Consider the following 19136-nt stretch of genomic DNA (forward strand, 5'->3'; position numbering starts at 1 on the left):
TGCCGGAACCTAGCGATGCCTGCGCAAGTTCCGGAGTGCCGTCCGTCACTGGTCCACCTATCGTGGCGCGAAACCCGCTGGAGACTTTACCGATGAGCGACACGATGATTCCGGGCGCCGCCGACGATGACCGGCGCTGGCAGGCGGTCCACTCGCGCGACGCCACGCAGGACGGCCAATTTGTCTACGCGGTCCGTACGACAGGCGTGTACTGCCGCCCATCGTGCGCGGCACGCCCGCAGCGCGAGAACGTCCAGTATTTCGATTCGGCCGAGCTGGCACGTCAGGCCGGATTCCGCGCCTGCCTGCGCTGCCGCCCGGACGAGGACGCAACGCTAATGGTCGACACCAGCGTCTTGGCCGCACGCATCGCCGGTGCGGACTGGACGACCCTCCTGACAACCCTCAATGACGAAGGCCACGCCCTGCTGCCCGGGCTCCTCGATGCCCGCCACTGCCACGAGCTGCGCGCCGGCTACGCAGACGCCACGCAGTTTCGCAGCCGCGTGATCATGCAGCGCCACGGTTTCGGACGCGGCGAGTACCAGTATTTCAAGTATCCGCTGCCGCCCCTTGTGCAGTACTTGCGCACCACCTTGTATCGCCCGCTGGTCGCCGTGGCCAATCATTGGAGCGCGGCCATGGGCAGCGACGTGCGCTACCCCGATGAGCACGATGCGTTCACCGCCCGCTGCCATGCGGCCGGCCAGACCCAGCCCACCCCACTGCAACTGCGTTACGGCGTGGGCGACTACAACTGCCTGCACCAGGATCTCTACGGCGAACACGTCTTTCCACTGCAGGTCGCAGTGTTGCTGTCGCAGCCCGGCGAGGATTTCACCGGAGGCGAATTCGTCCTGACCGAGCAGCGGCCGCGCGGCCAATCACGCCCCGAAGTCGTGCCCTTGCAGCGGGGAGACGCGGTGGTATTCGCGGTCAACCAGCGCCCGGCTTCCGGCAGCCGAGGGATCTATCGCGTAGCCTTGAGGCACGGCGTCAGCCGCGTTCGGACGGGACGCCGGCAGACACTGGGCATCCTCTTCCACGACGCTCCGTAACCGCCCCGCGCCGCTGCGTATACTTCGTTCCGACCAGACCAACTGCCGGCGGGCGGAGGGCGGCATGCGCGAGGGACCGAGGGATCACTGCGGCACCTGGCGCCCGTGGGCCGCCGGGTGGCTCGTGATCGCGGCGGGCATCGCAGCAGCCGTGGAACCGGTTCCCCTGCGCCATCCGCTGGAGGCGCGCGCCCTGACCCAGCCCGAGTCGGTGCTTTCTGCACTTCCGGCAGAAATCGACCAGGCCAAGGAGCGTGGTGACCTCGCGACGGTTGCACTGCTCTACCTGAGCCAGGCCAACGCCTGCCGCGTCGTCGCCAACTGGACCTGCCAGCGCGACGCCGGCCTTGCAGCCCGCGAAGCGGCCAATGCGGCGAGCCAGCCGCTGCTCTCCGTCCGTGGCCTGATCGCGGAAAGTCGCGGCCGCATCGCGCTGCAGGATTTCATCACCGGCGAACACCTCCTCGCCGACGCAGAAACGCTGCTGCGCGCCAATCCCCACCCCGAGCTCCTTGCGGACGTCTACCTGGCGTATTCGTCGCTGAGCTATTCGCTGGGAAAGCACAAGACGGCGGCCGAATACGCCGAGCGCGGCCTGAACGCCATCGCGACGCGAACCGCCCCGGCGATGCAGGCGCGCCTTCTGCGAAACCGGGCCCGCGCGCAGGCACAGCTGGGCCAGACGGCCCAGGCCGAGCAGACCCTCCAGGAAGCACTGCCGATCGCCGAGCATGTGGACGATCCCAAGTTGAACGCGGAAATCGCCCTGGAACTGGCGCGCATCGCACACCTGCGTGGCGATATACCGACCCAGCGGGAACAGGGCCGGCGCGTGCTGGAACTGGCCCAGATGCTGCGCAACACCCAGTTGAATGGCCAGGGGCATGAAGTGCTGGGCATCGCCGCGCGCGCGGCCGGCGACGGCGCAACGGCACTGGCGGAGCTTCGCACGGCGCACGCGTCGTTCCACCAGCTCAACATGGGCCGCGACGAACTGCGCGTGCTACGCGAACTGGTGCAGACCAGCATCGATCAGTCCGTGCCGCTGGCGGAACTGAAGTCGCTGATGACGCACTACCTGCAATTGCAGAGCACGGTCGACCAGACCGAACGCGCAAAAGCCGCGGACGACTTCGAGGCGCGCCTGCGCTACATCGAGCAGGACATGGATCTGATGCGCCTGCGCAGCGAAGCCGACCTTGCGCGTCAACGCGAAGAAGCGCTGATCGAACGGCAACGCTTCGTGCTCATCGGCAGCCTGCTCTCGTTGATGCTCGTGCTCGTGCTGGCCGCGACCTACCTGCTGCAGCGGCGCTCGAACCGCCGCCTGCGTTCGGCGTTGACGCGCCTGGGTGAAAGCGAGTCGCGCTACCGCATCCTGGCCGACAACTCGCGCGACCTGGTCGTGCGCATGCGCCTGGACGGCCAGCGGCTGTACATCTCGCCGTCCGCGCAGGACATGCTCGGCTGGAAACCATCCGAACTGATGCAGCCGCGCTGGGAACTGGTGCATCCGGATGACGTACCGCGCCTGACCCAGACGCTCAGTGCGCTCGCAGCCGACGGGGGCTCGGCGACAGTGAGTTACCGGGTGCGCCACAAGAACGGTGACTACATCTGGATCGAGGCCATCGCCCAGGTACTGCCCAGCCCGTCGGGCGACGGCACCCGGGAAATCATCTATTCCGGACGCGACATCAGCAAGCGGGTCGTCGCCGAAGAGGCGCGCGACCGCAGCGAAGCCCGGCTGCGTGCCGTCAGCGACAATATTCCCGCGCTGATCTCGCACCTGGATGCCGATGAACGCTACACGTTCGCCAATGCCTTCATCGAGCGCTTGTTCGGTATTCGCCCGGAAGCCATCGTCGGGCGCACGCTGCGCGAGGTCATCGGCGAAACGACCTATGCGGACATCAAGCCGCACGTGGACGCCGCGCTCCAGGGCGAGCCGCAGCTGTTCGACGGCAGCGCGACAATCCGGGGCCGCCTGTTCCACTACCAGTCCAGCTACGTGCCGGACGTGGGCGTCGATGGCGCGGTGCGCGGCTTCTTCTCCCTCACGTTCGACATCACGCCACTCAAGCGCGCGGAACAGGAACTGGAGAGACTGGCGCGTTTCGATGCCCTGACCGGCATCGCCAATCGGCGGTATTTCGAGGAGCGTCTCACGATCGCCATCGCCCGCGCCCAACGACACGCCATGGACCTGGCCTTGCTGTACCTGGACATCGACCGCTTCAAGGCGATCAACGATTCCCGCGGCCACCTGACCGGCGATGCGGTGATCCGCGAATTCGCCATTCGACTGCAGTCCTGCCTGCGCACCGACGATCTCGTTGCACGCCTTGGCGGCGACGAGTTCGTGGTCCTGATTGAAAACCCTTCCAGCGCAGACGATATCGAAAGCGTAGCGAAGAAGATTGTCTGCGCCATGCGGGTTCCGCTGGTGATCGATGGATCATCGCTGCAAGTGACCACCAGCGTCGGCATCGCGTACCTGCACGCCCCCGAATCGGCCGAGACGCTGCTCGCCGTCGCCGACAAGGCCTTGTATGCGGCCAAGGATGCAGGCCGCAACGACTACCGGCTGCTGGGTCAAAGCTGACCCGCCCCACCAAAAAAGGGACTATAAAATACTTCCACCTTGATGATCCCTGCGCGGTGTGTACTGCGTACGTCTGGATGCCGATGTGATTGGCGCGCCGGACGGGTCGATACCGGGCCGGAGTGATGATCCGGCAATCCCAAACTCTTCCAAAGGTATACGACCATGATTTCCCGTATTCTCTCTTCGGCCCTGACCCTGGCGATGATGGCGATCGGTACGGCCCAGGCCGGCAATGTCGACTACCGCGTGTGGTACTTCGACGACGACGGCTTCCATCAGGAAGGCGATATTTCCTACGGGCCGGGACCGGCACTGGTGCGGCCGAGCTGGGCCTGCGGCCGGCGCGTCGGCAGCCCGGACTACTACCGCTGGGTGGATGGATACGGCAATACGATGTCGAGCGCGAACCTGAGCCAGGACGTACACGTCTGGCTGCCCGGCAAGGGCTGTCCCTACAACGCGCTGACGATCAAGTACCGCGACGGCAGCCAGACCTTCGCACACCAGCCTGGCGCCAGCTATATGGAAATCTCCACCAGTTCCGGCGGCGGCTGGATCGATGCCCAGGGCAAGATTCCTGCCTGCAACTGCCTGCCGAATTTTCCGATCAAGGTTTCGGCCAACTGGAAGCTCGTGCCGTCGATCAGCAGCAGCCTGAAGGCCGACCTGGCCGATCCGCGCCGTCAGACGCGCGTGTTGGCGGCGCTGCGTGACCTGCAGTACCGCATGGACGAGCTCGGGACTAGCCTGGGCGAGCGCATCGCGCAACGTCGCCGCTCGCCGCTGGGTGATCGCGAGCAGTCCGTGCAATCGGTTGAAAATGCCGCGACGGATGCACTGGCGCTGGCCGCACGCGAAGCCTCCCTGTGCACCGATGCGGCCGGAAGCCGCCAGTACACCCTCGCCTACGCCGCGTGTGGGCGGGCCGAGGCTGCGGTGGCCGTCGCCGATCGGCTGGCCGAAGAAGTTCAGTCGGTGATCGCGCCGCAACCGGGTGAGTGATCGGCAGCAGTTCGGTGACGACGACGGAAACGAGCGGTTCGCCCGGAGCGGCGGATCGCTCGTGACGGCATGCGCTACACTGGCCGCCGGTTTGCCGGCGGTTCCGTGTGCGGAGTTACCATGCCCCGAATCGTTCTTGCCTCAGGATTGTCACGCTGGCTGCGCAGCGCCGCGGCCAGCGGACCGGCGGAGTTCCAGACGATCGTCACCAGCCAGCGGCTCGATCAGGCCCTGGACGCCTTGTTCCAGCAGCATCCCCAGCTGCGCGGCTATGTCGTCGACGAACACGGCACTGTGCGCCGTCATGTCGCGATATTTATCGACGGCCAGTCCATCACGGATAAGTCGGCGCTCGCCGTCCCGCTGCGCGAATCCTCGGAAATATACATTTTGCAGGCTCTCTCGGGAGGTTGATCATGTCCGACCGGCTGCTTGTCAGCACACGCAAGGGCTTGTTCGCGCTGGCGCGCGAGCCGGCCGGCTGGGTGATCGAACGCGTCAGCTTCCTGGGCGACAACGTCACGCTGGCGATGGCAGATCCGCGCGACGGCAGCTGGTATGCCGCGCTGAACCTGGGGCACTTCGGGGTGAAGCTGCACCGCTCGGTCGATGGCGGACGCGAATGGCAGGAAATCGCGGTTCCTGCCTACGCCGAAGGCGACGAAGCCAGGACCGGCGACGGCAAGCCACCGCGGCCGGCCACGCTGTCGCTGCTGTGGTCGCTCGCGGCCGGCGGCGCGGATCAACCCGGGCGCCTGTGGGCCGGGACGATTCCGGGCGGCCTGTTCCGCTCCGACGACCACGGGGCCACCTGGGAGCTGGTGCGCCCGCTCTGGGACAAACCCGAGCGCGCGGGCTGGTTCGGCGGCGGCTACGACGATCCGGGCATCCATTCGGTGTGCGTGGATCCCCGCGACGCACGCACCGTGCGTATCGCTATCTCCTGCGGCGGGGTGTGGCAGACCGCCGACGACGGCGTCACCTGGAAGCTGACGGCAAAGGGGCTGCGTGCCGCCTACATGCCGCCCGAATCGCAGTTTGAGGAAAACGTGCAGGACGCCCATCGCATGGTCCAGTGCACCAGCGCACCGGACCACCTGTGGATCCAGCACCATAACGGCGTGTTCCGCTCCACCGACGGTGCCAACACCTGGGAGGAGATCGAGAACGTGCCGCCGTCGGTCTTCGGCTTTGCCGTGGCAGTGCATCCTACGGATCCGGCCACCGCCTGGTTCGTGCCGGCAGTGAAGGACGAACGTCGCGTGCCAGTCGACGCGCGCCTGGTCGTGGCGCGCACGCGCGACGGCGGCCGGCGTTTCGAGGTGCTCGACCAGGGCCTGCCCACAGCCGCCAGCTATGACCTGGTGTACCGCCATGGCCTGGCGATCAGTGCGGATGGCGACCGGCTGGCCTTCGGCTCCACCACCGGCGGCCTCTGGACCAGCGACGACCAGGGCGACAACTGGCAGCAACTCGCCGCGCGACTGCCGCCGATTTACGGCGTGACGTTTGCCTGAAACGCGTGGTTGTCTGCAACCGGCGAGACCGCAGGACTGACTCGCCAGTGTCAGCCGCTAGTCCGCCGCCACCATGTGCTGCTTGAGCCAGGTGCGGGCGTAGGTCCATTCGCGACTGACGCGCTGCGGGCTGATATCCAGCGCGGCGGCCGTGTCTTCGATGGTCAATCCCGCGAAAACGCGCAGCTCGACGATGCGCGCGGCTTCCGGATCGTGCACCGCGAGGCCGTTGAGCGCGGTATCCAGCGCGATCAGGCCGACCGGGTCATCCGTGGCCAGCTGGACGTCGTCGAGCGAGACCGGACGCGCGCCGCCGCCGCGCTTGTCGCACAGGCGGGCGCGGGCCCGGTCGATCAGGATCTGGCGCATCTTGGTGGCGACAATGCCGACGAAATGGCCGCGATTTTCCAGTTCCTTCGGAACGGCATCGAGCAGCTTCAGCAAAGCATCGTTGAGCAGGGCCGTCGGCTGCAGCGTGTCGTGGTCGCGGTGCGAACGCATCACGCCGCGTGCCAGGCGCCGCAGTTCGGCGTACATGCGATCAAACACCTGATCGCGGGCGGTGTCGCTGCCGTGCTGCCATTCGTGCAGCAGGGACGTGATGTCGTTGACTTCGCTTTCCATGCACTTTCACCCTCGGACAAAGCGGCCGCGCGATGGCCCGGCACCGCGCGTCACACCAGCGTATGACGCTCCGCGTAATCGATGCAAACCAGCCACCGTATGCGCACCCGCAATACGGGTGCGACAGGAAAGTCGATCGGGAAGGGGCGCACGCCGGCTATACAAGCGCCGGCGCCGCACAAAAGGAAAAATGGGGGAGTCGGCCTGTAAGCCGGGTCCTGTACCCCTTGCGGGGTGACAGTCATTCCTCTCGGCCTGCCGTCACCGGCAGGCTCCAGCAACCAACCCGGGAGCGACGCGGGCCGCGCCATAGCTCCCCTATTCGGTCTTGCTCCAGGTGGGGTTTGCCGTGCCGTGCGGCGTTGTCCCCGCACGCGGTGCGCTCTTACCGCACCGTTTCACCATCACCTGATCCCCTTGCGGGGCCATCGGCTGTCTATTCTCTGTTGCACTTTCCGTCGGCTCACGCCGCCCAGGCGTTACCTGGCACCTTGCCCTGCGGAGCCCGGACTTTCCTCGGCGCCTTTCGGCGACGCGACTGTCCGGCCGACTCCCCCGGCGAGTATAGCAGGCCAGCCGGTCAGCCTTCGTAGAGTTGCTTGCGCGGGGCACCGGTGATGGCGGCCGCCATCTTGGCCGCCCGCGCCGGCGGCAGTTCCTCGCGCAGCAGCGCGAAGACCCGGCGCCCCTCGGCCAGCCGCGCGTCCTCGTCCTCGGGTCGGCCGGCCACGATCAGCACGAACTCGCCGCGCTCCTGGTTGGGATCGGCGGCAACCCGCGCCACGACGTCGGCCAGGGTGCCGTCGAGCACCGTTTCGAACAGTTTGGTCAGCTCGCGCGCCAGCACGGCGGGCCGCTCGGCACCAAAGGCCTGGACCATGTCCTCCAGGCACTCCCGCACGCGGTGGCTCGATTCATAGAACACCAGTGTCCGCGGCTCATCGGCCAATGTGGAAAGCCGCTCGCGCCGTGCTCCCGACTTGGCTGGCAGGAACCCCTCGAACACGAACCGGTCGCTGGGCAGCCCGGCCACCGACAGCGCCGCGACCGCGGCACACGGCCCCGGCACGACGGATACGGTGAGGCCGGCGGCGCGGGCCGCCCGCACCAGACGGAATCCCGGATCGCTGATCAGCGGCGTGCCCGCATCGGAAATCAGGGCGACATCCACCCCTTCCCGCATGCGCTGGACCAGCCGCTCGGCCTCGTCGCGCTCGTTGTGCTCGTGCAACGCGACCAGGCGCGTGCCGATGCCAAAGCGCGCCAGCAAGGGGCCGCTGTGACGGGTGTCCTCCGCCGCGATTACATCGACCTTCTTCAGGGTTTCCTGGGCGCGCGGGGAGAAATCGTCCAGGTTGCCGATCGGCGTGGCGACGACCCAAAGGCGTCCGTGTGTCTGACTGGTCATGCTGCTTCCCGCTGGGCTGATGCGTCGATCCGCTATGATCGCAGTATTGCCTTGGGTTACGGATGCCTTCCATGCGCACTAGCGCGCGTCGATCTTTGCTTGTCGGGGTTTTGTTCGTGCTGAGCCTGCTGGCTGGCTGCGCCACGATGGAATCGGGGACGCCCGCGGCCAATCCCCAGGCCACGGCGGCCGAAGAATTGTTCCAGCGGGGCGAGTTCCGCGCTGCGGCCGATGCCTTCCTGGCGCTGGCCAAGTCCAGCTCGGCCACCCGCGGCCACTACCGCCTGCGCGCTGCCGAGGCCCTGCGCGAAGAGGGCGACCTGGGTGGCGCCGCCGCGAACCTCGAAGACGTCAAGCGCAAGCGCCTGACCCCCGACGACGCCTTCCGCTACGACCTCCTCCAGGCGGAACTGGCGCTGGAACAGCGCCAGCCCGAGCAGGCGCTGGCCCTGCTGGCCATGCCCGATTCGTCATTGTCGCCCGCCCTGGCCCTGCGCCGCATTGAGCTGACCGCGCGCGCCCAGGAAGCTACCGGCGACCGCTACGGCGCCGCGCGGACGCGCGCCGTGCTCGACCGCAGCCTGAGCGGTGCTGATCGGGAACACAATCGCCAGCAGATCGTGGATACGCTGGCGGCACTGGAAACCGCCGTGCTCAAGCAGCGCGGCAACGAATTGCCCGCCGATGACGCACTCCGCCCGTGGATCGAGCGCGCGCTGCGCAAGCAGGGCCAGATGCTGCCGCTGACGGTGCTCAAGCCCAGCCGTCCGGTCGGCACGCTCAGCGCCGAAGGCACCACCCGCGAGGGCTATTCGGCCAGTCGCCACGTCGCCTTGCTGCTGCCGGCCACTGGCGCGCTGAAGGGCGCCGCGGCGGCGATCCGCGACGGGTTTTTCGCCGCCTGGTTCAACGACCGCGCGCCCGGTGCCGAACGCGGCGAAGTGCGCGTCTACGACAGCGGACTGAGCGCCCAGGACGCCTACGATGCCTACCACAAAGCGGTGCAGGCCGGCGCCGACCGCGTGGTCGGGCCGCTCAGCCGCGAAGCGGTGGGCGCACTGTTCGAGCAGGGCCGCCTGCCCGTGCCGGTACTGGCGCTCAACCAGGCCGACTCGGGCGCGACGCCGCCGCCGGGCAGCATCGCCTTCGGCCTGGTGCCCGATGGGGAGGGCGCCCAGGTCGCCGAACGAATGGCGGCAATGGGCATCAAGGAAGCCGCCGTGATTGCGGCTACCGACGACTGGGCCGAGCGCGCCGCGCTGGCCTTCCGGGCGCAGTTCGAAAGCCTGGGCGGCGCCGTGGTCGGCGAATCGCGACTGCGCGAGGGCGAAATCAACTACTCGGCGCTGATCCAGCAGTCGGTCGGCGCCTTCGCCACGGCATCCAATGCCGGCGTCTTCATCAGCATGCGACCGCAGCAGGCGCGCCTGCTCATGCCGCAGCTGCGCCTGGCGGGCGTCACGCTGCCGGTGCTGGCCACCTCGCACGTCTACGCCGGCACGCCGAACCCGGGGCTGGACCGCGATCTCGACGGCCTGGAATTCTGCGATTCGCCCTGGCTGCTCGATGCCGCCGCCGGCCTGCCGCCGCGCGACGAAATCGCACGCGGGATCGACTCGGCCCGGGGCACCGGCGCGCGCCTGTTCGCACTGGGCTACGACGCCTACGCCCTGCTGCCCTACATGAGCTGGCTGGGCACGCATCCGGACAGCTACCTGCCCGGCGCAACGGGCCAGCTCGCCGCCGACAGTTTCGGCCGCGTCCACCGGCTGATGACCTGGGCGCGCTTCGAGAACGGTGTTGCGCGTGCCGCGGGACTGAGCGTCGGCGGCGCGCTGTAGCGCCCGTCATGACGACACGCGACAAGGGCGCCGCCTTCGAAACGGCGGCGCTGACCACGCTCGAAAAAGCCGGACTGACCCTGATCGCCCGCAACTGGCAGTGCCGCTACGGCGAAATCGACCTCGTCATGCGGGAGGCCGATACCGTCGTGTTCGTGGAAGTGCGCTACCGGGTCCGGACAGGTGATGGACTGTCATCCATCGGTCCGCAAAAACAGGCGAAACTCGTGCGCGCCGCGCAGATGTTCCTCGCCGAACGACCGGCCCTCGCGCGCCAGCCCTGCCGCTTCGATACGGTCGCGTTCAGTCGCACCGACGACAATGCGGGCTGCGACTGGCAACGTGCCGCCTTCGATGCCTTCTGACGGAGTGCCCATGATCAAGTCCCTGCGCCTGCCCGCTCTCTTGCTTCTTGCCGCGCCGCTGCTCGGCGGCTGCTTTGCCGCCGTGGTCGGCGGCGCCGCCGCCGGCGCCAGCGCGGCGCACGACCGGCGCAGCTTCGCCCAGGTGATCGACGACAAGAACATCCAGCTGTCCGCGTACGACAACTTCAACAAGGACAAAGAACTGGCTCTCAAGAACAACGTCTCGATCACCGTGTACAACGGCGTGATGCTGCTGGCCGGCGAAGTGCGGACACCGGAACTCAAGGAGCGCGCCGAACGCCGCGTCGAAGGTTTCGAGGGCGTGCGCAAGCTGGTCAACGACATCCAGGTGCGCGAGCCGGAAGGCTTCTGGTCGCAGCGCCGCGACAACACCATCACCGCGCATACGAAGACGGCGCTGCTTGATATTGTCGACCTGCCGGGATTTGACCCGACGCGGGTCAACATCACGACCGTGCACCGTACGGTGTACCTGATGGGCCTGCTCACGCGCGAGGAAGCCGACCGCGTGGCCGAGGTCGCGCGCAATGTCGCGGGTGTCGAACGCGTCGTGCGCGTGCTGGAATACAAGGACTGAGCGCAGTCAAGGCACCACGCCCGGGAGTTCGGCACCACATGCCCCTTCCATCCCCCCTGCCGGAACGGCTCCAGGCCCTGCTCGGTCCCGATGGATTCACGACCGACGCGGCCGAGTGCCTGGTCTACGGCTATGACAACTCGCGCCAGCAGGCGCAGGCCGATGCGGTCGCCTTTCCGGCGACGCATGAGCATGTCGAAGCGCTGGTGCGACTGTGCCGCGAATTCCGCGTACCCATCGTCGCCCGCGGTCGCGGAACGAATACCACCGGCGCCACGGTGCCGGTCGCCGGGGGCGTCGTCGTGTCCTTCGAGCGGATGAACCGCATCGTGCGGATCGACCCGGACAACCGCCTCGCCGTCGTCGAACCGGGAGTGCTCAACGGCGAGCTGCAACAGGTGCTGCGTCCCCTGGGCTTCTTCTGGGCACCGGACCCGACCTCCAGCCCCTTCTGTACCATCGGCGGCAACCTGGCCTGCAACGCCGCCGGCCCCCGCACGGTGAAATACGGCTCGCCGCGAGAGAACACGCTAGGCCTGCGCGCGGTCGATGGCACCGGCGCTTCCTTCCGCAGCGGTTTCTGGACCAGCAAGGCAGCGACCGGCTACGACCTCACGCGCCTGCTCGTCGGTTCCGAAGGCACCCTGGCGCTGATTACCGAGGCGACGCTCAAACTCACGCCGCTGCCCGCCGCCAAGCGCACCCTGCGCGCCACGTATGCGGATATCCGCAGCGCCGCTGCCGCGGTGTCGCGCATCATGGCCCAGCCGGTCACCCCCTGCGCGCTGGAATTCCTGGATGACGAGGCACTGCGCCTGGCGCGCCAGCATGGCGGCGACGCCATTCCCGTCGCCGGCGCGCTGTTGATGATCGAAGTCGACGGCGAGGAAGCGACGCTGGATACGGCCGTCGCCGCCGTGTCACGCGCGGCCGAAGGCGCTGGCCTGGTCGAGCTGCGCGCGGCGGCCGACGCGGCCGAAGTCGATACGCTCTGGGCCGCGCGCAAGGCCCTGTCGCCGGCACTGCGTGCCATCGCGCCGATGAAGATCAACGAGGACGTCGTGGTGCCGGTCAGCCGCCTGCCAGAGCTGATCAGCGGACTCAAGGCCATTTCCGCAAAGTACACGATTCCCATTGTCAACTTTGGCCACGCCGGCAACGGCAACATCCACGTCAACCTGCTCTATCGCCCTGACGATCCGCAGCAGGCCGCCGCAGCGCCGGACTGTCTGGCCGCGGTTTTCGACCTGGTGCTGTCGCTCGACGGTACGCTATCGGGCGAACACGGCATCGGATTGGCAAAGCGCGAGTGGATGTCCCGCGCGATTGACCCGGTTTCTGTTGCCCTGATGCGCAGGATCAAGGCGGGTTTTGACCCCGATGGCATACTCAATCCCGGCAAATTGCTGCCGGACTGAGGGTCCCGCGATGCGACGCACTGCTGCCTTCCTCCTGATTGCCGCGCTGTCTGCCGGCGCCGCTGCGGCCGAGCCGATCGCCGAAGCCACCATGCCGCAGATGAAAATCGCGCAGCAGTGGCTGGAAAAACTCGATGCCGGTGACTACGCAACCGCCTGGCGCGACGCCGACGAGAAGCTGCGCAAGAAGGCCGATATGGAGAAGTGGAAATCCGGCATCCTCAGGAGCCGGCAGTCCGCACAGGCGATCAACTGCCGGCGCGCCCTCGATTTCGAGCTGCTGCCCGACGGCGATGGCATCAACGGGCTGTTCCTGACCGAATTCGAAGACGGCCACAGCGCCAGCGAACGCGTGACCGTGGTGGACGACGCCCAGGGCATCGCCCGTGTCAGCGGCTACCGCGTTGGTCCGCCGCTCTCGGATCGCGGCCCTGCCTGCGCGGGGAAGTAAAGGGTGAAGCGATGCAGGGCGGTGCTGGTGCAGATGCTTGCGGCGGTGCTGATTGTCGCCGGCACCCTGCACGCCGCGCCGTCCCGGCGCGACGCTGCCCGGCACATCCTGATCGTCGGCAATAGCCTGAGTTATACGAACAACCTGCCGGGCGTCTACACGGCGCTGGCACGTGCCAGCGGCCGCGCCCCCGCCTCCGTCGACATGATCGCCACCAGCGGAGGCACCCTCGCCGACCGCTGGCGTGACGGCGTAGCCCTGCGACTACTGGACGAAAAACCCTGGGACCTGCTCATCCTGCAGGAGCGCGGCGGGCGCATGGCCTGCCTGTCGCAGAAGGTGACCGTCTCGCTCGACGCCTGCCGTGATTCGCGCCTCGCCCATGCGGCGTTTGCCCGCGCCGCCAATGAGCGCAACACCCGCGTGCTGCTGCTGGGCGCGTGGGGACGCCAGGCCCAATGGCAACGGCAACTCGGCGCGGGGCTGCAACAGGTGGGCCGCGACATCCGGGCGGAGGTGCTCGACGCCGGCCCAGTGCTGCTGAAGTTTGACCAGGCATATCCGTCGCGCGGTGTCTTCATCGACGAGCAACTGCATCCGTCCATCGAAGGCACAGTGCTGATCGCAACCCTGCTTTACCGTCAGATCCACGGTGAATGGCCCGCTGCGCGCGGCTTCGAGGCTACCCTGACCTTGCCACCGCCTGAGGCATATGTGTCGCCGTGGCAGACCTTCCTGGCCCAGTCCGCGCAGCTGCCGCCGCCCGAAACACTTCGCGTCAGCGCCCAGCAGATGCGCGACATTCTCTCCGTGGCGGAATCCGCGACGCGCTGAACCGCTCAGGCCAGCAGCAACGCGCCGGCGGCCACGACGATTCCCGCCATCACGCCGGCCAGGGCATCGTCGAGCATCACACCCAGGCCGCCGTGCACATGGCGATCGGCCCAGGATACGGGCCAGGGCTTCCAGACATCGAACAGCCGGAAGAGAAGGAAACCGGCCAGCATCCACGGCCAGCCCGCCGGGGCGAGCGCCAGTGCCAGCCACTGCCCGACAAATTCATCGACGACCACGAAGCCCGGATCTTCCACGCGCAGCCGACGCACCACGACGGCGGACGCGGCGACGCCGGCAAGGAACACTGCAACCACGATCGCGAGGTACAGCGGCAGTGGCAGCGTGCGCATCCACAGGTAGGGCAACAGCGCGACGGCGCTGCCCACCGTGCCGGGCGCCAGCGGGCTCAATCCCGCACCAAAACCGCTGGCCAGCCAGCCGGCGGGGTGCGACAGCAGCACACGGCGTTGCGCCGCGCTCAACGCGGGCATGGCAAACCCGTCATTGCTACCCTTTCGATAGTCATCAGACGCCGATCCTCATGCAAAGTGATCCCATCCCTTTGCCATCGCTGGAATGCATTGACCATCCGCACGAATCACGCGCACGCCCGGTTCCGCCTCGATCACACCGATCGCGCAGACGGGTACGCCCGCCGCAGCGGCACGCGCCTGTGCCTCGGGCCAGTGCGCCGGCGCGACGGTGAAACACAGCTCGTAGTCGTCACCGCCCGACAGCTGCCAGCCACGGGCTGTCGGCAGGTCGATGTAGTCCGTCAGCGCCGCTGACAGAGGCAGGTCATTCATCGCAATACAGGCACCGACTCCGCTCGCCTTGCACAGATGACCGAGGTCAGCAGTCAGTCCGTCGGAGACATCGATGCAGGCCGTCGCAATGCCGCGCAACGCGCCCCCCAACGCAACACGCGGTGTCGGCCGGTTCAGACGCACGCAGAGCCAGGATGCGGATTCGCCGCTCACGCGGTTTTCCACCACGTCCAGCCCCGCGGCGCCGTCGCCCAGCGTGCCGCTCACGGCGACGATATCGCCCACGCGTGCCCCGTCGCGCCGCATTGCCTGCCCATGCGGCACGTAGCCGTGGGCGGCAACGGTGATGCTCAAGGGCCCACGCGTGGTGTCACCACCGACCAGCGCGACGTCATGCTGCTGCGCCAGGGCCAGCCAACCGTCGACGAAATCGCCGATCCAGCGTGCATCGGCAACGGGAAGCGTCAGCGCGAGGGTTGCGAATGCCGGGGTGGCTCCCATGGCCGCGAGATCCGACAGGTTCACCGCCAGCGACTTCCACCCCAGCTCCCGGGGCGCCGTGCCCGCGGGAAAATGTACGCCGGCAACCATCGTATCGACGCAGACGGCCAGCGACTGCCCTTCCGGCACGCGCAACAGCGCGGCGTCATCACCAATGCCCAGGTCGACGTCGCCGCGCGGCAGACCGGTGCGGGCGCGGATGTGGTCAATCAGGTCGAATTCGCGCATGCGCGGTGACCCGGTGCCGGGCGTCAGCGGCCGCGGTATTCCGCCGCGCGCCACTCACCGGCGAGCTTGTCCAGCACGCCATTGACGTAGGTGTGGCCGTGATCGGCGCCGAAACGCTTGGTGGTTTCGATCGCTTCGTTGATGACGACGCGGTACGGCACGTCGACGCGGTATTTCAGCTCGTAGGCGCCCAGGCGCAACGCCGCGCGCTCGATCGGATCGACTTGCGCGACTTCACGGCCGAGGAACGGCGTGAGGCCCGCATCGAGCTCGGCGCAATGGCGTTCCACGCCGCGCACCAGATCTTCGAAATATTCCGTATCCGCCACTTCCATGTCCTGCTCGTGGCGGAACTGCTCGATCACCGAGCCAATGGCGCTGCCGGAGAGCTGCCATGCATAAAGAGCCTGCAGGGCGCGGCGACGGGCGCGCGAACGGGCTGCCAGATCCACACCTTCGGGGCGACGCGTCGTATTCACAGCTTGCTCCACAAATCAACCATTTCCACTGCGGCCAGAGCCACTTCCTCGCCCTTGTTGCCGTGCGCGCCACCGGCGCGCGCCTGGGCGTCCTCGTGCCGTTCGACGGCCAGGACGCCATTGAGCACCGGCAGGCGGTGATCCAGCGCCACCCGCATCAGGCCCTGCGCGCATCCATCGGCGACGTGTTCATAGTGCCGCGTGTCGCCGCGCACGACGCAGCCGAGCGCGAGAATTGCCGCATGCTTGCCCCCGGCCGCCAGGTGCGCGGCAGCGATCGGAATCTCCCAGGCGCCGGGGACGCGGATCACGTCGATGGCCGATGCGGCGACGCCATTGGCCGTCAGCGCGCGCTCGGCGCCCTCGACGAGCACGTCGACGATGCGCGGATTCCAGCGACTGGCGACGATGGCAAATCGCGCGTCGGCCGCGGCACGCAGGTCGCCGGCAAACTGGGCCATGGGCAGGTCCATCGGTACAAAAGGGCAGGCATTCTACCGTAGCCCCCGCCCCCGCGCCCGGTCGGGCGCGCACCTTCAGCTGCCGGGCTTGTCCTCGTGGCCCACGACCTCCAGTCCGAAGCCGGCCAGGCCGACCAGTCGGCGGGCCGTGCCAAGCACGCGCAGGCGGCGCAGGCCCAGATCCATCAGGATCTGCGCGCCGAGGCCATGGCGGCGCCATTCGTGCACCTGGGCATCCTTGTCCTTGGCGTCCTGGCGTGCGCGCCCGGTCAGGCGATCGAGCACGCTGTCGTTGTCTTCGCGCTCGGACAACACCAGCACCACGCCACGGCCTTCGTCCGCAATGCGGCGCAGCGCGGCGGTCACGGTCAGACCCAGGTCATCGCGGGTGAGATGGAGCACGTCCGACAGGGTGTTCTTCACGTGCACGCGGGTCAGCACAGGCTCGCCGTCGTCGACGGTGCCGCGCACCAGGGCGTAATGCAGCGACTTTTGCAGCACGTCGCGGTAGATCACGAGTCGGAAGGGGCCGAACTCCGTATCGACGTTTTCGTCGTGGATCCGATCGACCGTTTTTTCGGTCTCGAGGCGATAGCGGATCAGGTCCGCAATCGTGCCGATGCGCAGGCCGTGCTTGCGCGCGAATGCTTCCAGCTCAGGCCGGCGCGCCATGGTGCCGTCGTCGTGCAGCACTTCGACCAGCACGCCGGCCGGTTCCAGGCCAGCCAGGCCGGCCAGGTCGCTGGCGGCCTCGGTATGACCGGCGCGGGTCAGCACGCCTCCCGGCTGCGAAGTGAGCGGAAAGATGTGCCCCGGCTGGGTCAGGTGGTGTGGACGGGCGTCCGGCCGGACGGCCGTCAGCACCGTGTGTGCGCGATCGTAGGCAGAGATGCCCGTGGTGACGCCTTCGGCCGCCTCGATCGAGACGGTGAAATTCGTATGGTGGGGCGAGGTGTTGTCGCTGACCATGGGCTTCAAACCCAGCTGGCGGCAGCGCGCCTGCGTGACCGACAGGCAGACCAGCCCACGCGCCTCGCGCACCATGAAATTGATGTCCTCGGGTCGCACCTTTTCGGCGGCCATGATGACGTCGCCCTCGTTCTCGCGGTCCTCGTCGTCGAGGATCACGACCATGCGGCCGGCGCGGATGTCGTCGAGGATGTCGGGAATGCTGTCGAAGCTCATCGGAAGTCCGCGCTGTCAGGCGTTGGGGGAGAGGTCGGGCTGGGTCAGGCGCTCGATGTAACGCGCCATCATGTCGACCTCGAGATTGACCGGGGCACCGGGGCCCAGGTCGCCAAAGGTGGTCATAGCCACCGTGTGGGGAATCAGGTTCACACCGAACCGCAGGCCGTCGACGGCGTTGACCGTCAGGCTGACACCGTTGATCGCGATCGAGCCCTTGGCCGCGATGTAGCGCGCCAGGGCGCGCGGGGCCTCGAAGTCCCAGCGCTGTGAACGGGCATCGTCGCTGACGGCCACCACACTGCCGACCCCGTCGACATGACCGGAAACCAGATGGCCACCCAGGCGATCCGCCAGGCGCAGCGCCTTCTCCAGGTTCACGCGGCTGCCCACCTGCCAGCGCTCCAGCGTGGTGCACGAGAGCGTCTCGCGCGAAACGTCCGCCGCAAAACCACCGGAATCGAGCGCAACGACCGTCAGGCAGACACCCGACACGGCAATGCTGTCGCCCAGGGCCACATCCGCCAGATCCAGCGTGCCGGCGTCGATGGTCAGCCGGGTATCGCCGCCGACAGGCTCGATGGCGCGAACATGGCCCAGGGCCTGGATGATGCCGGTGAACATGAGACGGAAACTCCGAAGGAAACAGGGTGGCTAGGCGACGCCCCGGTCGGCCGGGCGCAGCAGCAGCCGCATATCATCGCCGACCTGGCGCTGTTCGACGAGGCGCAGGTGCCAGCGCCCGGTCATATCGGTCAGCGTAGGCAACGCCAGGAGCGGCCGGGCCGCGTCGCCCAGGAATACCGGCGCGACATAGAGCAAGATCTCGTCCACCAGGCCTGCCGCAAACAGCGCTCCGCACAGGACCGGCCCGGCCTCCACCTGCACCTCGTTCGCGCCGCGCGCCGCCAGCGCACCGAGCACGGCGGGCAGGTCGACGCCGGGCCGCGGTCCATCCGGCACGACGCACTCCACCGCCGTGTAGCCCGGATGGGCCGGAGTCATTCCCGCCCGATGGAAAACCACGGTCGGCACGCTGCCATCCAGCAAATGGCAACCGGGAGCCAGTGCATCGAGACGGCTGTCGACCACCGCCCGCAACGGCGGCGCGACATCCGTACCGGCCAGGCGGACAGTGAGGCGAGGGTTGTCGGCGCGGGCCGTACCGGCGCCCGTCAGGATCACGCTGCTGCGGGCGCGCCAGTGCTGCACGTCCTCGCGCGCGGCCTCGCCGGTGATCCATTTCGATTCGCCATTGGCCAGGCCGGTGCGCCCATCCAGGCTCTGCGCCAGCTTCAGGCGGACCCAGGGACGATGCAGGCGGGTACGGGTCAGGAAACCTCGATTGAGCTCCCAGGCTGCGTCGGTCATCAGCCCGACGTCGACCGTCACGCCCGCCTGGCGCAACCGGCGCAGACCAGCGCCATCGACCTGGGCGAAGCTGTCCTCGATCGCCACGACGACCCGCGCCACGCCCGCCGTCACCAGCGCGTCGGCACAGGGCGGGGTCCGCCCGAAGTGGGCGCAGGGTTCCAGCGTCACATAGGCGGTGGCGCCCCGGGCCGCCGCGCCGGCCTGGCGCAATGCAAACACCTCGGCGTGCGGTTCGCCGGCACGCTGGTGCCAGCCCTCGCCGACCACCCGCTCGCCATGGGCGATGACGCAGCCGACCCGCGGATTGGGCGCCGTGGTGTACGTGCCGAGGGCAGCCAGCTGCAGCGCCCGGGCCATCAGGCGGTGATCGGTCGCGGAAAACGCCGTCATGGCATGCGGAAGGGGGTACCGGCG

General features: G+C 68.0%; 20 protein-coding genes and 1 other RNA gene. 11 read left to right on the forward strand and 10 right to left on the reverse strand.

All coding sequences use genetic code 11. The features are described from left to right. Window positions 1-92: 92 nt before the first annotated feature. The 5 genes from N4264_RS25730 to N4264_RS23920 all read left to right on the forward strand — a co-directional run bounded on the left by N4264_RS25730 (window position 93) and on the right by N4264_RS23920 (window position 6185). The gene (locus tag N4264_RS25730; protein ID WP_343231979.1) at window positions 93-1058 is read left to right on the forward strand and encodes a 2OG-Fe(II) oxygenase; all 966 of its coding nucleotides are present in this window, start codon (window positions 93-95) and stop codon (window positions 1056-1058) included. A 64-nt stretch (window positions 1059-1122) separates the two neighbouring features. Then, window positions 1123-3663 (forward strand): diguanylate cyclase domain-containing protein, encoded by a 2541-nt coding sequence (locus tag N4264_RS23905; RefSeq protein ID WP_261694715.1) that lies wholly within the window; start codon window positions 1123-1125, stop codon window positions 3661-3663. Between the two features lie 165 nt (window positions 3664-3828). Then, window positions 3829-4668, forward strand: coding sequence for a hypothetical protein (locus N4264_RS23910; protein WP_261694716.1), 840 nt, complete (start codon window positions 3829-3831; stop codon window positions 4666-4668). Between the two features lie 120 nt (window positions 4669-4788). Next, window positions 4789-5082, forward strand: a complete 294-nt coding sequence (locus tag N4264_RS23915) for a MoaD/ThiS family protein (RefSeq protein ID WP_261694717.1) — start codon at window positions 4789-4791, stop codon at window positions 5080-5082. Between the two features lie 2 nt (window positions 5083-5084). Next, complete coding sequence (locus N4264_RS23920) at window positions 5085-6185, forward strand: WD40/YVTN/BNR-like repeat-containing protein (protein ID WP_261694718.1); 1101 nt, start codon at window positions 5085-5087, stop codon at window positions 6183-6185. 57 nt (window positions 6186-6242) lie between these two features. Here the strand turns inward: N4264_RS23920 and N4264_RS23925 are convergent, their stop codons facing one another. The 3 genes from N4264_RS23925 to rsmI form a co-directional block, all read right to left on the reverse strand. Then, entirely contained in the window at window positions 6243-6809 is a 567-nt protein-coding gene (locus N4264_RS23925; protein WP_261694719.1) for an ECF-type sigma factor, read from the reverse strand. 191 nt (window positions 6810-7000) lie between these two features. After that, window positions 7001-7363, reverse strand: an RNA gene (gene rnpB / locus N4264_RS23930) — RNase P RNA component class A. 26 nt (window positions 7364-7389) lie between these two features. After that, window positions 7390-8217, reverse strand: coding sequence for a 16S rRNA (cytidine(1402)-2'-O)-methyltransferase (gene rsmI, locus N4264_RS23935; RefSeq protein WP_261694720.1), 828 nt, complete (start codon window positions 8215-8217; stop codon window positions 7390-7392). 71 nt (window positions 8218-8288) lie between these two features. Here rsmI and N4264_RS23940 point away from each other — a divergent pair, with 71 nt between their 5' ends. The 6 genes from N4264_RS23940 to N4264_RS23965 are packed head-to-tail and all read left to right on the forward strand — an operon-like array spanning window position 8289 to window position 13724. Beyond that, on the forward strand, window positions 8289-10058 hold the full coding sequence (locus tag N4264_RS23940; RefSeq protein WP_261694721.1) for a penicillin-binding protein activator: 1770 nt from the start codon (window positions 8289-8291) through the stop codon (window positions 10056-10058). Window positions 10059-10066: 8 nt separating this feature from the next. After that, window positions 10067-10423 (forward strand): YraN family protein, encoded by a 357-nt coding sequence (locus N4264_RS23945; protein WP_261694722.1) that lies wholly within the window; start codon window positions 10067-10069, stop codon window positions 10421-10423. A gap of 10 nt (window positions 10424-10433) precedes the next feature. Continuing rightward, window positions 10434-11021 carry a BON domain-containing protein gene (locus N4264_RS23950; RefSeq protein WP_261694723.1) on the forward strand — a complete coding sequence of 196 codons (588 nt, stop codon included), beginning with the start codon at window positions 10434-10436 and terminating at the stop codon, window positions 11019-11021. A gap of 38 nt (window positions 11022-11059) precedes the next feature. Next, window positions 11060-12439, forward strand: coding sequence for an FAD-binding oxidoreductase (locus N4264_RS23955; RefSeq protein WP_261694724.1), 1380 nt, complete (start codon window positions 11060-11062; stop codon window positions 12437-12439). 10 nt (window positions 12440-12449) lie between these two features. Then, window positions 12450-12890 (forward strand): DUF4019 domain-containing protein, encoded by a 441-nt coding sequence (locus tag N4264_RS23960; RefSeq protein ID WP_261694725.1) that lies wholly within the window; start codon window positions 12450-12452, stop codon window positions 12888-12890. Window positions 12891-12893: 3 nt separating this feature from the next. Beyond that, window positions 12894-13724, forward strand: a complete 831-nt coding sequence (locus N4264_RS23965; protein WP_261694726.1) for an SGNH/GDSL hydrolase family protein — start codon at window positions 12894-12896, stop codon at window positions 13722-13724. A 5-nt stretch (window positions 13725-13729) separates the two neighbouring features. On the opposite strand, the gene N4264_RS23970 is transcribed toward N4264_RS23965, so the two are convergent. The 7 genes from N4264_RS23970 to ribD form a co-directional block, all read right to left on the reverse strand. Then, window positions 13730-14218 (reverse strand): phosphatidylglycerophosphatase A family protein, encoded by a 489-nt coding sequence (locus tag N4264_RS23970; protein WP_261694727.1) that lies wholly within the window; start codon window positions 14216-14218, stop codon window positions 13730-13732. A 48-nt stretch (window positions 14219-14266) separates the two neighbouring features. Beyond that, window positions 14267-15223, reverse strand: a complete 957-nt coding sequence (gene thiL / locus N4264_RS23975) for a thiamine-phosphate kinase (protein WP_261694728.1) — start codon at window positions 15221-15223, stop codon at window positions 14267-14269. A gap of 23 nt (window positions 15224-15246) precedes the next feature. After that, the gene (gene nusB, locus N4264_RS23980) at window positions 15247-15702 is read right to left on the reverse strand and encodes a transcription antitermination factor NusB (RefSeq protein ID WP_261694729.1); all 456 of its coding nucleotides are present in this window, start codon (window positions 15700-15702) and stop codon (window positions 15247-15249) included. After that, window positions 15699-16163 carry a 6,7-dimethyl-8-ribityllumazine synthase gene (gene ribH, locus N4264_RS23985; RefSeq protein ID WP_261694730.1) on the reverse strand — a complete coding sequence of 155 codons (465 nt, stop codon included), beginning with the start codon at window positions 16161-16163 and terminating at the stop codon, window positions 15699-15701. The genes nusB and ribH overlap by 4 nt, the downstream gene beginning before the upstream one ends. A gap of 75 nt (window positions 16164-16238) precedes the next feature. After that, on the reverse strand, window positions 16239-17348 hold the full coding sequence (gene ribB / locus N4264_RS23990) for a 3,4-dihydroxy-2-butanone-4-phosphate synthase (protein ID WP_261694731.1): 1110 nt from the start codon (window positions 17346-17348) through the stop codon (window positions 16239-16241). A gap of 15 nt (window positions 17349-17363) precedes the next feature. Continuing rightward, window positions 17364-17972, reverse strand: a complete 609-nt coding sequence (locus N4264_RS23995; RefSeq protein ID WP_261694732.1) for a riboflavin synthase — start codon at window positions 17970-17972, stop codon at window positions 17364-17366. Between the two features lie 30 nt (window positions 17973-18002). Continuing rightward, window positions 18003-19112, reverse strand: a complete 1110-nt coding sequence (ribD, locus tag N4264_RS24000; protein ID WP_261694733.1) for a bifunctional diaminohydroxyphosphoribosylaminopyrimidine deaminase/5-amino-6-(5-phosphoribosylamino)uracil reductase RibD — start codon at window positions 19110-19112, stop codon at window positions 18003-18005. Window positions 19113-19136 lie beyond the last annotated feature (24 nt).

Origin of the sequence: Tahibacter amnicola (genome assembly GCF_025398735.1) — a bacterium.
Lineage (GTDB): Bacteria > Pseudomonadota > Gammaproteobacteria > Xanthomonadales > Rhodanobacteraceae > Tahibacter > Tahibacter amnicola.

Excerpts from the sequence above, each read along its gene's own strand:
- N4264_RS25730 (WP_343231979.1), top strand. The coding sequence starts at position 93 with ATGAGCGACACGATGATTCCGGGCGCCGCCGACGATGACCGGCGCTGG.
- ribB (WP_261694731.1), bottom strand. The coding sequence starts at position 17,348 with ATGAGCTTCGACAGCATTCCCGACATCCTCGACGACATCCGCGCCGGC.
- N4264_RS23910 (WP_261694716.1), top strand. The coding sequence starts at position 3,829 with ATGATTTCCCGTATTCTCTCTTCGGCCCTGACCCTGGCGATGATGGCG.
- N4264_RS23925 (WP_261694719.1), bottom strand. The coding sequence starts at position 6,809 with ATGGAAAGCGAAGTCAACGACATCACGTCCCTGCTGCACGAATGGCAG.
- thiL (WP_261694728.1), bottom strand. The coding sequence starts at position 15,223 with ATGCGCGAATTCGACCTGATTGACCACATCCGCGCCCGCACCGGTCTG.
- ribD (WP_261694733.1), bottom strand. The coding sequence starts at position 19,112 with ATGACGGCGTTTTCCGCGACCGATCACCGCCTGATGGCCCGGGCGCTG.
- N4264_RS23945 (WP_261694722.1), top strand. The coding sequence starts at position 10,067 with ATGACGACACGCGACAAGGGCGCCGCCTTCGAAACGGCGGCGCTGACC.
- N4264_RS23915 (WP_261694717.1), top strand. The coding sequence starts at position 4,789 with ATGCCCCGAATCGTTCTTGCCTCAGGATTGTCACGCTGGCTGCGCAGC.
- N4264_RS23950 (WP_261694723.1), top strand. The coding sequence starts at position 10,434 with ATGATCAAGTCCCTGCGCCTGCCCGCTCTCTTGCTTCTTGCCGCGCCG.
- ribH (WP_261694730.1), bottom strand. The coding sequence starts at position 16,163 with ATGGCCCAGTTTGCCGGCGACCTGCGTGCCGCGGCCGACGCGCGATTT.
- N4264_RS23960 (WP_261694725.1), top strand. The coding sequence starts at position 12,450 with ATGCGACGCACTGCTGCCTTCCTCCTGATTGCCGCGCTGTCTGCCGGC.
- N4264_RS23970 (WP_261694727.1), bottom strand. The coding sequence starts at position 14,218 with ATGCCCGCGTTGAGCGCGGCGCAACGCCGTGTGCTGCTGTCGCACCCC.
- N4264_RS23940 (WP_261694721.1), top strand. The coding sequence starts at position 8,289 with ATGCGCACTAGCGCGCGTCGATCTTTGCTTGTCGGGGTTTTGTTCGTG.
- N4264_RS23955 (WP_261694724.1), top strand. The coding sequence starts at position 11,060 with ATGCCCCTTCCATCCCCCCTGCCGGAACGGCTCCAGGCCCTGCTCGGT.
- N4264_RS23920 (WP_261694718.1), top strand. The coding sequence starts at position 5,085 with ATGTCCGACCGGCTGCTTGTCAGCACACGCAAGGGCTTGTTCGCGCTG.
- N4264_RS23995 (WP_261694732.1), bottom strand. The coding sequence starts at position 17,972 with ATGTTCACCGGCATCATCCAGGCCCTGGGCCATGTTCGCGCCATCGAG.
- N4264_RS23905 (WP_261694715.1), top strand. The coding sequence starts at position 1,123 with ATGCGCGAGGGACCGAGGGATCACTGCGGCACCTGGCGCCCGTGGGCC.
- rsmI (WP_261694720.1), bottom strand. The coding sequence starts at position 8,217 with ATGACCAGTCAGACACACGGACGCCTTTGGGTCGTCGCCACGCCGATC.